This is a genomic window from Streptomyces sp. NPDC090741 (assembly GCF_044769045.1).
GTDB lineage: Bacteria > Actinomycetota > Actinomycetes > Streptomycetales > Streptomycetaceae > Streptomyces.
In genome coordinates this window covers 53630-67731 of sequence record NZ_JBIVXF010000008.1, presented here as the reverse complement: position 1 = coordinate 67731, position 14102 = coordinate 53630, and the positions used below count along the sequence as shown (strand labels likewise).

The following is a 14102-nucleotide window of genomic DNA, read 5'->3' as shown; positions in this document are numbered from 1 at the left end:
ATTTACCTACGGGCAGGAGGGACGGGGCGCCTGGCGCCCCGTATGGATGGACGTGAAGCGATACTTCCGTGGGCCGGTCATGTGGATCGTGCTGGCCGTCCTCGCCGTGGTCGTGTTGATGAACGTCGTCGGCTCCGGCGGCGGCTACAAGTCGGTGGAGACCAGCGAGGTCATCAAGGCGATCAACAGTGGCCAGGTGGAGAGCGCCAAGCTCACCACCGGTGACAGCCAGATGATCAAGATCGAGCTGAAGAAGGACCAGAAGCTCGGCGACAACGACGGCACCAAGTTCCAGGCCAACTACATCGGGGACCAGGGCGTCCAGCTCGCCCAGAACCTCCAGACCAAGTTCGAAGCCGGTCAGATTCCGGACGGGTACACCGTCTCTCCGGACAAGACCAGCCCGTTCCTCAGCGTGCTGCTCTCCCTGCTGCCCTTCGTCCTCATCGTCGTCGTCTTCCTGTTCCTGATGAATCAGATGCAGGGCGGCGGCTCCCGGGTGATGAACTTCGGGAAGTCCAAGGCCAAGCTCATCACCAAGGACACCCCGAAGACGACGTTCGCCGACGTCGCGGGCTCGGACGAGGCCGTCGAGGAACTCCACGAGATCAAGGAGTTCCTGCAGGAGCCGGCCAAGTTCCAGGCCGTCGGGGCCAAGATTCCCAAGGGTGTGCTGCTGTACGGGCCGCCCGGCACCGGCAAGACCCTGCTGGCGCGCGCCGTCGCGGGCGAGGCCGGCGTCCCGTTCTACTCGATCTCCGGTTCCGACTTCGTCGAGATGTTCGTCGGTGTCGGTGCCTCGCGTGTCCGCGACCTGTTCGAGCAGGCCAAGGCCAACGCCCCGGCGATCGTCTTCGTCGACGAGATCGACGCCGTCGGCCGGCACCGCGGTGCGGGCCTCGGCGGCGGCCACGACGAGCGCGAGCAGACCCTGAACCAGCTGCTCGTCGAGATGGACGGCTTCGACGTGAAGGGCGGCGTCATCCTGATCGCCGCCACGAACCGCCCGGACATCCTCGACCCGGCGCTGCTGCGCCCGGGCCGCTTCGACCGGCAGATCGCGGTCGACCGTCCGGACATGCAGGGCCGTCTGGAGATCCTCAAGGTCCACCAGAAGGGCAAGCCGATCGCTCCGGACGTCGACCTCTCGGCCGTCGCCCGCCGCACCCCCGGCTTCACCGGTGCCGATCTGTCCAACGTCCTGAACGAGGCGGCGCTGCTCACCGCCCGCTCGAACCGCAAGCTGATCGACAACCACATGCTGGACGAGGCCATCGACCGCGTCGTGGCGGGCCCGCAGAAGCGGACCCGGATCATGTCGGACCGGGAAAAGAAGATCACCGCGTACCACGAGGGCGGCCACGCCCTGGTCGCGGCGGCTTCCCCGAACTCCGACCCGGTCCACAAGATCACGATCCTGTCCCGCGGCCGGGCCCTGGGTTACACCATGGTCCTGCCCGACGAGGACAGGTACTCGACCACGCGCAACGAGATGCTCGACCAGCTGGCGTACATGCTGGGCGGGCGCGCGGCCGAGGAGCTGGTCTTCCACGACCCGACGACCGGCGCTGCGAACGACATCGAGAAGGCCACGGCGACGGCCCGCGCGATGGTGACCCAGTACGGCATGACCGAGCGCCTCGGCGCGATCAAGTTCGGCGGGGACAACACCGAGCCGTTCCTGGGCCGCGAGATGTCGCACCCGCGGGACTACTCGGAAGAGGTCGCGGCGCTCGTCGACGAAGAGGTCAAGAAGCTCATCGAGACGGCGCACAACGAGGCCTGGGAGATCCTGGTCGAGAACCGCGACGTCCTCGACAACCTGGTCCTCGCGCTCCTCGAGAAGGAGACGCTGGGCAAGGAGGAGATCGCCGAGGTCTTCTCGACGATCGTGAAGCGCCCGGCCCGCCCGGCGTGGACCGGCTCCTCGCACCGCACCCCGTCGACCCGCCCGCCGGTGCTCTCTCCCAAGGAGCTCCAGCTGACGAACTCGGCGAACGGCACCTCGGCGGGCACGCCGGCCGTGTCCGTGGAGAAGGACCCCGCGCCGGAGGACCGCGCCGAGTAGCCCTCGGCCGGACCGTCCCGGAATGGATGCCGCGCCCCCCAGGTTCTAGCCTGGGGGGCGCGGCACTTTTGCGTGCCCGTGGAGGCGCCAGTGCACACAGGAACGAGGAAGACATGACCGACCCAGTGACCCTGACCGGTGACGAGGGCACGATCGGCGAGTTCGACGAGAAGCGCGCCCAGGCGGCGGTCCGTGAACTCCTGATCGCGGTCGGCGAGGACCCGGACCGCGAAGGCCTCCTGGAAACCCCGGCCCGCGTGGCCCGCGCGTACAAGGAGATATTCGCCGGCCTCTACCAGAAGCCCGAAGAGGTCCTGACGACCACCTTCGACCTCGGCCACGACGAGATGGTCCTGGTCAAGGACATCGAGGTCATGAGCAACTGTGAGCACCACCTGGTGCCGTTCCACGGTGTCGCGCACGTCGGCTACATCCCGTCCACCGACGGCAAGATCACCGGGCTGTCGAAGCTGGCCCGCCTCGTGGACGTGTTCGCCCGCCGCCCGCAGGTGCAGGAGCGGCTGACCACGCAGATAGCGGACTCCCTGATGGAGATCCTGGAGCCGCGCGGGGTCATCGTGGTCATCGAGTGCGAGCACATGTGCATGACCATGCGCGGGGTCCGTAAGCCCGGCGCGAAGACGATCACCTCGGCGGTCCGCGGCCAGCTCCGCGACCCCGCCACCCGCAACGAGGCCATGAGCCTGATCATGGCGCGCTGACCGGGCCGCCCGGGCCCCGGCCGGGCCGGCTCAGGCGGCGGGCCGGCCGGTCAGGCGCGGGAGGGGGCGTGGGGGGTGGTGTCGTCGTCTTCCGGGAGTTTGAGGACGTGCTCCAGGAAGAGGGCGGCGGCGATGACGGCCGCGCCCGCCAGGACCGAGAAGCCGGCGTACCAGGTCTGGTCGCGGCGGGCTGGGACGTCGAGGGAGTCCATCAGCAGGAAGACGCCCACGCCGCCGTACATGCCCGCCACGAGGGCCGCGACGAGGGCGCTGGCCTGTCCGAAAACGACCGCGCGGGCCGCCATCAGCGGCTCCACGCCCTTGGCGCCCGGCCGGCGCTCGCGCTGCGCCTTGAGGCGGGAGCGGAGCGAGAGGGCCGTGGCCAGCAGGACGACCGCGATGGCGCCCAGCACGATGGGCGCGGCCAGCGGGACGCCCGGCAGGGTCCCGTACGCGTTCCACAGCCGGGCGCCCGCCCAGGACAGCACACCGGCGACGGCGAAGATCCCCGCCAGGACCGCCGGCCTCAGTTGCTTCACGTGCCCGTTCCCCGCTTTCCGCGCCGCAGACTCGTCGACGTTCCTCGGCCTCCGCCACAGGTTAACGACTACTCGGGCAGGCGGAGTTCCAGGTCCGGTCGCGGCGTGACGCCCGCCAGGCCGATTCCGGCCAGCAGCGACGCGACCGGGCCGTGCCCCGGGATCTGCGCCTCGGGGTCGATGTCGTTCCACGGGGCCAGCACGAAGGCCCGCTGGTGGGCCCGCGGGTGCGGGAGGGTGAGCACCGGGTCGTCCGAGACCACGTCGGCGTACGCGACGATGTCGACGTCGATCGTGCGCGGGCCCCAGCGCTCCTCGCGAACGCGGTCGAAGGCCTCCTCGATGGCCTGACCGCGCTCCAGCAGGGAGGACGGCGGCAGGGTCGTCTTCAGCGCGACGACCGCGTTGAGGTACGAGGGCTGCGAGCCGGGCGCGACGCCCCACGGCTCGGTCTCGTAGACGGGGGAGACGGCCTTGACCCGCAGGCCGGGGGTGTCCTCCAGGGCGTCGATGGCGCCCTGGAGGGTCTCCAGGCGGTTGCCGAGGTTCGAGCCGAGCGCGATGACGGCCCACTTGGGGTTGGACAGGGTGGTGTCGGCCGCGTCCACGGTCTCGACGACGGATGCGGGCACCGGCTGGACGGTGGGGTCGCTCTGGGCGTTCAGTCCGTTGTTCACACGCGGCTCCGGGTGATCGTGATGGTCACGTCGTCGAAGGGGACGGTGATGGGGGCGTCCGGTTTGTGGACGACGACCTCCACCTGTGCCACCGCTTCGTGCTTGAGGCACTGCTGGGCGATCCGCTCGGCGAGGGTCTCGATCAGGTCGACGGGCTCTCCCTGGACCACATCGACGACCTCTTCGGCGACGACCCCGTAGTGCACGGTCTTCGCCAGGTCGTCGTCGGCCGCCGCGGGGCGGGTGTCGATGTGCAGCACGAGGTCGACGATGAAGGTCTGGCCTTCCTCGCGTTCCCGGGGGAAGACGCCGTGGTGCCCGCGAGCCTTGAGGCCGCGCAGCGCGACACGATCCACGCGAATCACTCCTGCTTTCGTAGGTGCTTCCGGTCCGGGACTCCCGGATCCATGGGCCTACGCCGAGTGCGGTCGGCGTCGTCCGTCTTCGAATTTACCTGCGAAAGACCTCGGGCCCCGCCGGAGGGGTCAGGCGGAGTCCTCTTCCTCGTCCTCGTCGGAGTCCGTCAGCACGGGAGAACCGTGGTGGGACCAGAGCCGCCAGCCCTCCGATGTGCGTCGGAACACATTCGTGGCGACGACCAGCTGGCCGACGAGCGGGCCGAGTTCTCCGCCGTCCTCGGCGGGCCCGCCGCTGAGGATGTTCTCCGTGCACGTCACCAGCGCGGTGTCACCTATGACGGCGACCTTCGTGTCGGTGAGGAAGAACTGGATGTAGTCGGTGTGGGACATGATCAGCGCGTACGAGCGCAGCACCTCGCCGCGGCCGGAGAGCACCGGCCAGCCCGGGTGCACGCAGGAGATCTCGTCCTCCAGCCAGAGTGCCGACAGTGCGTCGAAGTCCCCCCGCTCCATGGCCTCGTAGAAGGCCGTGTTGACCTCGTCGACGGCTTCGATGTCGGTACGGCTCACCGTTCCCCTCTCCTGGCTGCTGCGGTACGGATCCCACCACCGGCGGGGCGGATCACAGAGCCCCTTCCACCGCACGGGCCACCCGAACCGCGTCGGCGGTGGCCCGTACCTCGTGGACCCGTACGGCCCAGGCGCCCTGGTGGGCGGCGATGGCGGAGACGGCGGCGGTGGCGGCGTCGCGCTCGCGGGCGGGCGGCGGGGCGGCGTCGGCGGCGCCGGCCAGGATCCGGCCGAGGAATCGTTTGCGCGACGCGGCGACCAGCAGAGGGAAGCCGAGGGCGCGCAGCTCGGGGAGGTGGGCGACCAGGGCCAGGTCGTGCTCGGCCATCTTCGCGAAGCCGAGGCCGGGGTCGACGAGGAGCCGCTCGGGGGCGATCCCGCCGGCCACGACGGCGTCGATGCGGATCCGGAGCTCGGCGGTGACCTCGGCGACGACGTCCTCGTAGACGGCGAGGCGGTTCATGCCGTCGCTGAAGCCGCGCCAGTGCATCACCACGAACGGCACCTCGGCGGCGGCGACGGCCGGGATCATCCCGGGGTCGGCGAGGCCGCCGCTGACGTCGTTGACCAGCGTCGCGCCGGCGGCGACGGCCCGGGCCGCGACGGAGGCGCGCATGGTGTCGACGGAGACGGTGACCCCCTCGGAGGCCAGGCCGCGCACCACGGGGACGACGCGGCGCAGCTCCTCCTCCTCGTCGACGCGCGAGGCGCCGGGGCGGGTGGACTCGCCGCCGACGTCGACGAGGTCGGCGCCCTGGGCGACGAGGTCGAGGCCGCGCTTGACGGCGGCGGTGGTGTCGAACCAGCGCCCGCCGTCGGAGAAGGAGTCGGGGGTGACGTTGACGACGCCCATGACCCCGCAGCGGTCCCATTCCGGCAGGCCTGCGACCCGGCCCCTGCCGGTGGCCCCGCGCTCGATGTTCATGGCTCCAGGGTAGGGCCGCCGTCCTGGCCGGGCCGTATGCGGCTGCCCTGGCCGGGCGGGAGGCGGGGAACGGAGCGCTGCCCCGGCCGGGCGGGGGCCGGAGAGCGGACCGACGGCCCGGTCCCCGTTCCGGCCCCGGTGCCCGTTCCGGCCCGGCCCCGGTCTCCGTTCCCGCCCCGGGTTCCGGTCCGGTGACGGCGAAGCCCGGCCCCGCCACACGTGCGGCGGGGCCGGGCTCCGGGGCCGGGGGCCTGGGATCAGGCGACCTGGACCTCGCGCTCCTGCTTGGCCTGGGCCGGGACCTGGGCGGTGTGGTGCGTGTGGGCGCAGGCGCGGACCGGCTTGGGACGGCGCCGGCTGGCGAACAGCCGGGGCAGGGCCACCGTCACGAAGCCCTCGGCCTGCATCACGGCGAAGCCGATGCGGGGCAGGTCGCTGCTGGCGCGGTAGACCATGAAGCGCGGCTCCCAGCGGGGGCGGAACTTCTCGTTGAACTTGTACAGCGACTCGATCTGGAACCAGCGCGACAGGAAGACCAGCAGGCCGCGCCACATCCGCAGCACCGGCCCGGCGCCGATCTTCTCGCCGCGGGCGAGGGCCGCGCGGAACATCGCGAAGTTCAGCGAGACCTTCTCGATGCCCAGGGAAGGCGCCTCCACCAGGGAGGCCACGATCAGCAGCTCGTTCATGCCGGGGTCGGCCGCGCGGTCGCGGCGCATCAGCTCCAGCGACATGCCGTCCTTGCCCCACGGGACGAAGTGCAGGACGGCCTTGAGGTCGCGGAACGGGCTGGTGTCGCCCTCCTCGACCCGGTGGGCGGTGGCGATGAAGCAGTCGCCGTCGCCCTCCTCGCCGACCCGGCCCAGTGCCATGGAGAAGCCGCGCTCGGTGTCGGTGCCGCGCCAGGCCTCGGCGGCGCCCCGTACCCGCTCCAGCTCCTCCTCGGTCAGCTCGCTGACGCGGCGGACCTTGGTGGTGTAGCCGTTGCGCTCGATGCGCTTCACCATCTGGCGGACGTTGCGCATGGGACGGCCGGAGAGGGAGAAGTCTTTGACGTCGACGATCGCCTCGTCGCCGAGCTCCAGGGCGTCCAGCCCGGTCTCGCGGGTCCAGACCTCGCCGCCGGTCTCGCTGCAGCCCACGACGGCCGGGGTCCAGGAGTGGGCCTTGGCCTCCTCCATGAACCGCTCGATGGCGCCGGGCCAGGCCTCGACGTCGCCGATGGGGTCGCCGGAGGCGAGCATGACACCGGAGACGACGCGGTAGGTGACGGCGGCCTTGCCGCTGGGGGAGAAGACGACGGCCTTGTCGCGGCGGAGCGCGAAGTGGCCGAGGGAGTCGCGGCCGCCGTGCTTGGCGAGCAGCTCGCGCAGCTTGGTCTCGTCGTCGGCGGTGAGCCGGGCGGCCGGGTGCTCGGGGCGGAAGGCCAGGTAGATGGTCGTGAGCGCGGTCAGCATGCCGAGGGCGCCGAGCGAGTAGCCCACGGTCCAGGAGACGCGGCCGGCGTAGTCGACGGGTCCCTCGAAGCCGAAGAGCCCGTACACGACGTGGCTGATCTGCTCGTAAATACCCGGATGGCCGACGACGCGGCCCGGGTGGGAGTTGACGATGACCAGACCCAGGCCGATGGAGCCGGCGCTCATCAGCACGAAGTTGGCCAGCGCCTTCCAGCGGCTGCGCGGGTCCGGCAGCGCCTTGAATTCACCCTGGTGGCGCACGATGAGCCCCAGGAGCACCGCCGCGATGACGACGCTGATGACGGAGTGCCGGTACATGAACTGCGCCGCGGCCCCGGCCGGGAGCAGGATGACGGCGGCCCGCCAGGCGCGGCGCTTGCGGCGCTTGAGGCCGTGGGCGAGGAGGAGAAGCAGGACGCCCGCGCTGATGGCGAGGGCGGCTGCGAAGGGGCCCAGCGAACCGGGCAGCACCTCGGTGACCGCGTGGATCCGGCTGTGCCGGAACCGCGGGAACACTCCCGCCGCGATGTCCAGGAGGCCGACGATCATGACGGCCGTACCTACCAGCCCGGGCACCGACTCCGGTCGTGGGCCGCGGAAGATTCGGCGGACCCGCTTCGGAACCTGTCCCGACTTATCGCCATCTATCCTGCTAGACATCGCTTCCCGTTGCTCCGCGAGAGATCATGTGGCCGAAGGCCGCGACAGCCTCCGGAGTGTGGTGCGTCCACTAGGACGACATCGGGGTCGAGCGGGTTCACTCTTCCACCGAGAAAAAACTAGTCCTGCCATCAGAAAGTCGACTGACTGCTCATGGGTCTCACCAGTAATACGGTTCTGGCGCTGGCCATCATCGCCGGTGTGCTGCTCTTCGCAGCAACGGTGTGGTTCTGGCCCCGGCTCTCGGGCCGCACCTGGCGTGCGCTGCTCGGCCGGATCGGGCTCCTGCTCGCGACCCAGCTGGCGCTGTTCTCGGCCGTGGGCCTGGCGGCGAACAAGTCCTTCTCCTTCTACGGCTCGTGGGCGGACCTGTTCGGCCAGCAGACATCTGTCGGCAAGGTCGTGGACCACTCCATGAGCAGCAAGGACATCAAGGTCGTCGACAAGCAGAAGCTCGACGTGCCGGGCGGCGCCCAGCCCCAGGTCGGCGGACAGATCCTGAAGGTTGCCATAACCGGGCAGAAGTCGAAAATAACGAGCCCCGGGTACGTGTGGCTGCCGCCGGAGTACTTCCAGCCGCAGCACAAGGAGCAGAACTTTCCGGCCTCCATCGTGCTGACGGGCTACCCGGGCACCGCCGAGAACCTGATCAAAGGGCTGAACTACCCGATGACGGCCTTCAAGCAGGCCAAGGCGGGCAAGATGAAGCCGATGATCCTGGTGATGCTGCGCCCGACCATCGCACCGCCGCGTGACACCGAGTGCGTGGACATACCCGGCGGACCGCAGACCGAGACCTTCTTCGCCGAGGACCTGCCGCAGGCCATCCAGGACACCTTCCGGGTCGGCAAGAAGCCGCAGAACATGGGCTTCATCGGGAACTCGACCGGCGGCTACTGCGCCCTGAAGATCGCCGCTCACTACCCGCAGACCTTCGGCGCCGCCGCGGGTCTGTCCGCGTACTACGAAGCGGCGAACGACGCGACGACCGGCAACCTGTTCCAGGGCGACGACAAGCTGAAGAAGCGCGCGGACGTCCTGCACAGCATCGAGCACAAGAAGCCGACCGGTACGTCGTTCCTGGTCACGAGCAGCGAGACGGGCGAGCCCAACCTCGGCGACACCAAGAAGTTCATCAAGCTGGTCAAGGGCCCGGACCGGGTCTCCTCGATCATCCTCGACAGCGGCGGCCACAACTTCAACACCTGGCGCCGCGAGATCCCGCCGATGCTGGTGTGGATGAGCAACCGCATCCAGGCCTGAGCCCCGGCCTCGGTCCGAGGCCGGGCGCAGGCCCAGGCCCAGGCCTCCCGGGCCCAGGCCTCCGGGCCTGCTAGGCCTCTTGCAGTTGGGCCCGGCGCAGCGCCCGGTGGACCCCCTCCGGGGTCAGTACGCCGACCAGCGCACCGGAGTGCGGATCCGTGACCCCGATCCGGCCGGAGTCCTCCTGCAGCAGCAGCGCGAGCGCCTCGCGCAGACTCGCCCCCAGCGCCACATCGGCGGTGGGGGCTTTCCCGTCCGCCCGCGCCAGGTCGGCCTGCTCCACCGGGGTGACCGCGAGCCGCTTCAGGCCCCGGTCCGCGCCGACGAAGGAGGCCACGTACTCGGTGGCCGGCGCCCCCAGCACCGCGGCCGGGCGGGCGAACTGCTCGATGGTGCCCGAGCCGTAGACGGCGATGCGGTCGCCGAGCCGGACCGCCTCCTCCAGGTCGTGCGTGACCAGCAGGATCGTCTTGCGCACCGTCCGCTGGAGCGCCAGGAACTCGTTCTGGAGGCGTTCGCGGACCACCGGGTCCACCGCACCGAACGGCTCGTCCATCAGCAGCACCGGCGGATCGGCGGCCAGCGCCCGGGCGACGCCGACGCGCTGGCGCTGCCCGCCGGACAGCTGCTGCGGGTACCGGCCCCCGTACACGGCCGGGTCCAGCCCCACCAGTTCGAGGAGCTCGGCCGCCCGGGCGCGGGCCTTGGCCTTGGGGGTGCCGATCAGCTGCGGGACGGTCGCGGTGTTCTCCAGCACCGTCTTGTGCGGGAACAGCCCGACCTGCTGGATGACGTACCCGATGTGCCGGCGCAGCTCCACGGGATCGGCGCTCGCGATGTCCTCGCCGCCGAGCAGGATCCGTCCGGAGGTCGGCTCGATGAGCCGGTTGACCATCTTCATCGTGGTCGTCTTGCCGCAGCCGGACGGGCCCACGAGCGTGACCAGCTCACCCTCCGCCACCTCGAAGGACAGGTCCTCGACGGCCGTGGTCCCGTCGGGGTAGCGCTTGGTCACATGCTCGAATCGGATCACATGCCCATCCTCCCCCACACACTGCGGGTTATTTGTGACGGGAGTATTACCCCGGTGCGAAGGTTTCCGGCCATTGTCGGCGACGGGGGTTATGGTCGCTGTTGACCGGGCCCATTCGGACGGGTGTACGGAATGGCGGCAGGGGGTGAGGGCATGGCCGGGCAGAACTGCCTGGTGGCGAACGACTGGATCTGCTGGGACTACGTCACGTCCCGCTCCCAGGAGCTCACCGACGCCACGGTCCAACATGTGTGGATCACGGGGGTGTCGGTCCTTATCGGCCTCGCCCTGTCCCTCCCGCTGGCCCTGCTGGCCCGCCGCGGCAGGCGCTGGGCCGCGCCCGTGCTGGGCCTGACCACCCTGCTCTACACGGTCCCCTCGCTCGCCATGTTCTCCCTGCTGCTGCCGCTGTTCGGGCTGTCGGCGTCACTCGTGGTGACCGGGCTGGTGCTGTACTCACTGACCATCCTGGTCCGCAACGCGATGGCCGGTCTGGAAGCCGTCCCCGAGGAGGTACGGGAGGCCGCGCGCGGGATGGGGTACGGGCCGGCGCGGCTGCTGTGGCAGGTCGAACTGCCGCTGGCGCTGCCCGCGCTGCTCGCCGGGGTGCGGATCGCCACGGTGTCCACGGTGGCGCTGACCACCGTCGGCTCCATCGTCGGCAAGGGCGGCCTCGGCAACCTCATCGCCCCGGCGGTCAACAGCTCCTTCAAGGCCCAGGTGCTCACGGCCTCCGTGCTGTGCGTCCTGCTCGCCCTGGTGGCGGACCTGCTGCTGCTCGGCGTGCAGCGGCTGCTCACGCCGTGGACGCGGGCGCCGCGCGGGCCGCGCCGGACGAGGCCGGTGGCGACGACTCCCGAGACGCCGGCTCCGGCAACGGCTCCGGCAACGGCTCCGACGACTGCGACGAAGGGGGCCTGAGGCGATGGGCGTGCTCGGAGAGGCCTGGGACTGGCTGGCGAACGGAGCCAACTGGTCCGGGGAGAACGGGGTGTGGCACCGGCTCGGCGAGCACGTCTACGTCAGCGGGATCTCCCTCGCCATCGCCTGCGCGGTGGCCCTCCCGATCGGCCTGTGGCTCGGCCACATCGGCAAGGGCGGGGCGCTCGCCGTCAACGTCTCCAACATCGGGCGGGCCGTCCCCGTCTTCGCGGTGCTGGCCCTGTTCATGGTCTCGCCGCTGCGCAGCGCGGGCTATGTGCCCACCATCGCCGCGCTCGTGCTCTTCGCCGTACCGCCGCTGCTGACCAATGCGTACGTCGGCATGCGCGAGGTGGACCGCTCGGTGGTGGAGGCCGCCCGGGGCATGGGCATGTCCGCGGGCCAGCTGTTCTGGCGGGTGGAACTGCCGCTCGCGCGCGAGCTGGTGATGACCGGGCTGCGCTCGGGAGCCGTCCAGGTGATCGCTACGGCCACGATCGCGGCCATGGTCGGCCAGGGTGGCCTCGGCCGGATCATCACCGCCGGCTTCAACACGTACAACACGCCGCAGGTCTTCGCGGGGGCGCTGCTGGTGGCGGCGCTGGCCCTGCTGGTCGAGGGCGTCCTGGTGGCGGCGGACCGGCTCTTCCCGCGCCCGGCGGCGCGCTGACCGGTCGCCCGCACCCGTCCGCCCCACCCCCCCCCACCCCTCTTTCGTTGGTCGTTCCCACTCCCTTGGAGGAGCACAAGATGAGCAAGTCCACGCGCGTCCTCGGCGCCGTACTGGGGGCGGCGGCCCTGACCGCCTCCCTCGCCGCGTGCGGCGGCGACAGCCTGGAGAAGAGCAAGGACACCGGGTCGGGCGCCTCCGCCCCCTCGGACTCCGGCTCCGGTTCCGCCAAGGGCAAGGTCGTGATCGGCGCGGCCGGGTTCACCGAGTCCAACGTGCTGGCGGAGCTGTACGCGCAGGTGCTCAAGGACGCGAGCTACAGCACGTCGATCACCACGGTCAACAACCGCGAGCTGTACGAGCCCTCCCTGGAGAAGGGCGAGATCGACGTCGTCCCGGAGTACGCGGCCACCCTCGCGGAGTTCCTCAACGCCAAGGTGAACGGGCCGAAGGCGCCGGAGGAGAAGCCGGTCGCGTCCAGCGACGTCGCGGCGACGGTCGCGGGGCTGGAGAAGCTCGCGGCCCCGCTCGGCCTGAAGGTGCTGCCGGCGGGCTCGGCGGTCGACCAGAACGCGTTCGCGGTGTCGAAGGAATTCGCCCAGAAGAACAACCTGAAGACCCTTTCCGATCTTGGTAAGTCGGGGCTGAAGGTGAAGATCGCGGCGGGCGACGAATGCGCCGTACGGCCCTTCTGCGCGCCGGGGTTGAAGAAGGCGTACGGAATCGACGTCTCCGGTATTGACCCGAAGGGCGTCGGCACCCCGCAGGCCAAGCAGGCGGTCAAGGACGGTGTGGACCAGCTGGCGCTCACCACGACCACGGACGCCACCCTCGACACCTTCGGCCTGGTCCTGCTGGAGGACGACAAGAAGCTCCAGAACGCCGACAACGTCCTGCCGGTGGTCAACGCCAAGGACGCGGGATCCCCGGAGATCGCGGCCGCCCTCGACAAGCTGACCAAGGTCCTCACGACCACCGACCTCGTCGAGTTGAACAGGCAGGTGGACGCCCAGCGCGAGAAGCCGGCGGATGCCGCGAAGGCCTATCTGAAGGCAAAGGGCCTCACGAAGTAGGAGTAGTTGCGGGTTTGGTGGAGAAATGACGGGTAACTGCCCGGCCACAGATTGCCGGGCAGTTACCCCACTCGACCTCCACGCCCTGTAAATTTCAGGCCATGCCCCGTGGACGCCACCGCAATCCCGAACCCCTGCACCGGCTGCTCACGCCGACGACCGTGGCCGGAGTCTCCGTCGCCAGTGCGGCCGCGGCCTGGCTGCTCGCGGAACCTCTGCCCCTACGCCTGCTCGTGGCCCTCTCGGCGGCGGCCGGAGTGTCCGGCGCCGTCGTCATGCGCGCCTGGGACCGTGCGGCCGGGCGCCGCGTGGCCGAACTCTCGCGCGAGCGGGTCAAGGACGAGTGGAAGACCGAGGAGCGGATAGCCGAGCTCGAGTCCGACCTCGAAGAGGCCCGGGTGCTGCGCGCCAAGCTGGACGCGAAGCTGCGGGCCAAGCGGGTCGAACTCGCGGGGCTGCGCGGCGAGCACGCGGCGCTGCTGCGGCGGTACGCGACCGCCGAGACCGAGCGGGCCAGCGCCCTGGAGGGCCGCCGGCTGCTCGCCATCGAGGCCTCGGCCGCCCCTGAGTCCCCGGCGGCGCCGAAGGAGCTCCCGCCGGTGACCGAGGAGCGGACGTCGAGCGGCGCGCCCACCAGCGTCGGCTACGCCCGGGCCAATGCCGCCATGGCGGCCCTCGTGCGCAAGGCGGAGGCGAAGCCGGCCCGGCCGAAGATGCTGCAGGCCAAGGGCGCCGAGCCGATGGCGCTGGAAACGGGGCATACCCGTACGGGCGCGCTCCCGGCGCGCCGGCCGTCCGCGGCGGTGGCCCCGTACTCGGCCGCGCGCCGCTCGGCGTCCCGGGTCGAGGGCGGCTTCGACTTCTTCGGCACCAAGACCGCGGCCCAGGCCCGTGCGGTGATCGAATCGGTCCAGAACGAGGACCTGGCCGACGTGGTGGGCGCGGAGGCCCTCGCGGTCCACAAGGCGGAGTCGGCCCAGGCGGACCTGGCCGCCGCCGAGCAGCCGGTCAAGGAGCAGGGCTTCAAGCAGCCCACCCCCGAACAGCGGGCGGTGGGCCAGGTCATCGACCTGACGGCCCACGACGAGACGGAGCCGATCGACGTGGTCCGCCTGCGCACCGCGATCTCGTAGCCGGTCCGGCACGACCCGGGCCGGTCCCGCGG

Annotated in this window: 14 protein-coding genes; 7 read left to right on the top strand and 7 right to left on the bottom strand. The window is 70.8% G+C overall.

All coding sequences use genetic code 11. The annotated features are described in order from the left end of the window. Nucleotides 1-46 precede the first annotated feature (46 nt). On the top strand, nucleotides 47-2068 hold the full coding sequence (ftsH, locus tag ACIQU4_RS22105; protein WP_403733309.1) for an ATP-dependent zinc metalloprotease FtsH: 2022 nt from the start codon (nucleotides 47-49) through the stop codon (nucleotides 2066-2068). A 113-nt stretch (nucleotides 2069-2181) separates the two neighbouring features. Beyond that, complete coding sequence (gene folE, locus ACIQU4_RS22100; protein WP_403733306.1) at nucleotides 2182-2790, top strand: GTP cyclohydrolase I FolE; 609 nt, start codon at nucleotides 2182-2184, stop codon at nucleotides 2788-2790. A gap of 50 nt (nucleotides 2791-2840) precedes the next feature. Here folE and ACIQU4_RS22095 read toward each other — a convergent pair whose 3' ends face one another. From ACIQU4_RS22095 to ACIQU4_RS22070, 6 genes are all read right to left on the bottom strand, one after another. Continuing rightward, nucleotides 2841-3329 (bottom strand): DUF3180 domain-containing protein, encoded by a 489-nt coding sequence (locus ACIQU4_RS22095; protein ID WP_403733303.1) that lies wholly within the window; start codon nucleotides 3327-3329, stop codon nucleotides 2841-2843. Between the two features lie 68 nt (nucleotides 3330-3397). After that, the gene (gene folK / locus ACIQU4_RS22090) at nucleotides 3398-4006 is read right to left on the bottom strand and encodes a 2-amino-4-hydroxy-6-hydroxymethyldihydropteridine diphosphokinase (protein WP_403733301.1); all 609 of its coding nucleotides are present in this window, start codon (nucleotides 4004-4006) and stop codon (nucleotides 3398-3400) included. After that, entirely contained in the window at nucleotides 4003-4362 is a 360-nt protein-coding gene (gene folB / locus ACIQU4_RS22085) for a dihydroneopterin aldolase (protein ID WP_030158540.1), read from the bottom strand. The genes folK and folB overlap by 4 nt, the downstream gene beginning before the upstream one ends. 129 nt (nucleotides 4363-4491) lie before the next feature. After that, nucleotides 4492-4935, bottom strand: a complete 444-nt coding sequence (locus ACIQU4_RS22080; RefSeq protein ID WP_403733298.1) for a nuclear transport factor 2 family protein — start codon at nucleotides 4933-4935, stop codon at nucleotides 4492-4494. Between the two features lie 52 nt (nucleotides 4936-4987). Then, nucleotides 4988-5860: a dihydropteroate synthase gene (gene folP, locus ACIQU4_RS22075; protein WP_385573541.1), complete on the bottom strand. Its 873-nt coding sequence runs from the start codon at nucleotides 5858-5860 to the stop codon at nucleotides 4988-4990. A 257-nt stretch (nucleotides 5861-6117) separates the two neighbouring features. Next, nucleotides 6118-7977 carry a phosphatidylglycerol lysyltransferase domain-containing protein gene (locus tag ACIQU4_RS22070; protein ID WP_403733295.1) on the bottom strand — a complete coding sequence of 620 codons (1860 nt, stop codon included), beginning with the start codon at nucleotides 7975-7977 and terminating at the stop codon, nucleotides 6118-6120. Nucleotides 7978-8130: 153 nt separating this feature from the next. Here ACIQU4_RS22070 and ACIQU4_RS22065 point away from each other — a divergent pair, with 153 nt between their 5' ends. Then, nucleotides 8131-9240, top strand: a complete 1110-nt coding sequence (locus tag ACIQU4_RS22065; protein WP_403733293.1) for an alpha/beta hydrolase — start codon at nucleotides 8131-8133, stop codon at nucleotides 9238-9240. 70 nt (nucleotides 9241-9310) lie between these two features. Here ACIQU4_RS22065 and ACIQU4_RS22060 read toward each other — a convergent pair whose 3' ends face one another. Further along, the gene (locus tag ACIQU4_RS22060; protein WP_403733290.1) at nucleotides 9311-10273 is read right to left on the bottom strand and encodes an ABC transporter ATP-binding protein; all 963 of its coding nucleotides are present in this window, start codon (nucleotides 10271-10273) and stop codon (nucleotides 9311-9313) included. Nucleotides 10274-10426: 153 nt separating this feature from the next. Here ACIQU4_RS22060 and ACIQU4_RS22055 point away from each other — a divergent pair, with 153 nt between their 5' ends. The 4 genes from ACIQU4_RS22055 to ACIQU4_RS22040 all read left to right on the top strand — a co-directional run bounded on the left by ACIQU4_RS22055 (nucleotide 10427) and on the right by ACIQU4_RS22040 (nucleotide 14070). After that, nucleotides 10427-11194 (top strand): ABC transporter permease, encoded by a 768-nt coding sequence (locus ACIQU4_RS22055; protein WP_403733287.1) that lies wholly within the window; start codon nucleotides 10427-10429, stop codon nucleotides 11192-11194. 4 nt (nucleotides 11195-11198) lie between these two features. Beyond that, nucleotides 11199-11864, top strand: coding sequence for an ABC transporter permease (locus tag ACIQU4_RS22050; RefSeq protein ID WP_403733284.1), 666 nt, complete (start codon nucleotides 11199-11201; stop codon nucleotides 11862-11864). A gap of 80 nt (nucleotides 11865-11944) precedes the next feature. After that, nucleotides 11945-12937, top strand: coding sequence for an ABC transporter substrate-binding protein (locus ACIQU4_RS22045; RefSeq protein WP_403733281.1), 993 nt, complete (start codon nucleotides 11945-11947; stop codon nucleotides 12935-12937). Between the two features lie 101 nt (nucleotides 12938-13038). Beyond that, nucleotides 13039-14070 carry a hypothetical protein gene (locus ACIQU4_RS22040; RefSeq protein ID WP_403733279.1) on the top strand — a complete coding sequence of 344 codons (1032 nt, stop codon included), beginning with the start codon at nucleotides 13039-13041 and terminating at the stop codon, nucleotides 14068-14070. The last annotated feature ends 32 nt before the right edge of the window (nucleotides 14071-14102 follow it).

What these genes read in the sequence shown, in the direction of transcription:
- ACIQU4_RS22045 (WP_403733281.1), top strand. Translation starts at nt 11,945, where the DNA reads ATGAGCAAGTCCACGCGCGTCCTCGGCGCCGTACTGGGGGCGGCGGCC.
- ACIQU4_RS22065 (WP_403733293.1), top strand. Translation starts at nt 8,131, where the DNA reads ATGGGTCTCACCAGTAATACGGTTCTGGCGCTGGCCATCATCGCCGGT.
- folP (WP_385573541.1), bottom strand. Translation starts at nt 5,860, where the DNA reads ATGAACATCGAGCGCGGGGCCACCGGCAGGGGCCGGGTCGCAGGCCTG.
- ACIQU4_RS22040 (WP_403733279.1), top strand. Translation starts at nt 13,039, where the DNA reads ATGCCCCGTGGACGCCACCGCAATCCCGAACCCCTGCACCGGCTGCTC.
- folE (WP_403733306.1), top strand. Translation starts at nt 2,182, where the DNA reads ATGACCGACCCAGTGACCCTGACCGGTGACGAGGGCACGATCGGCGAG.
- ACIQU4_RS22070 (WP_403733295.1), bottom strand. Translation starts at nt 7,977, where the DNA reads ATGTCTAGCAGGATAGATGGCGATAAGTCGGGACAGGTTCCGAAGCGG.
- ACIQU4_RS22050 (WP_403733284.1), top strand. Translation starts at nt 11,199, where the DNA reads ATGGGCGTGCTCGGAGAGGCCTGGGACTGGCTGGCGAACGGAGCCAAC.
- ftsH (WP_403733309.1), top strand. Translation starts at nt 47, where the DNA reads ATGGACGTGAAGCGATACTTCCGTGGGCCGGTCATGTGGATCGTGCTG.
- ACIQU4_RS22055 (WP_403733287.1), top strand. Translation starts at nt 10,427, where the DNA reads ATGGCCGGGCAGAACTGCCTGGTGGCGAACGACTGGATCTGCTGGGAC.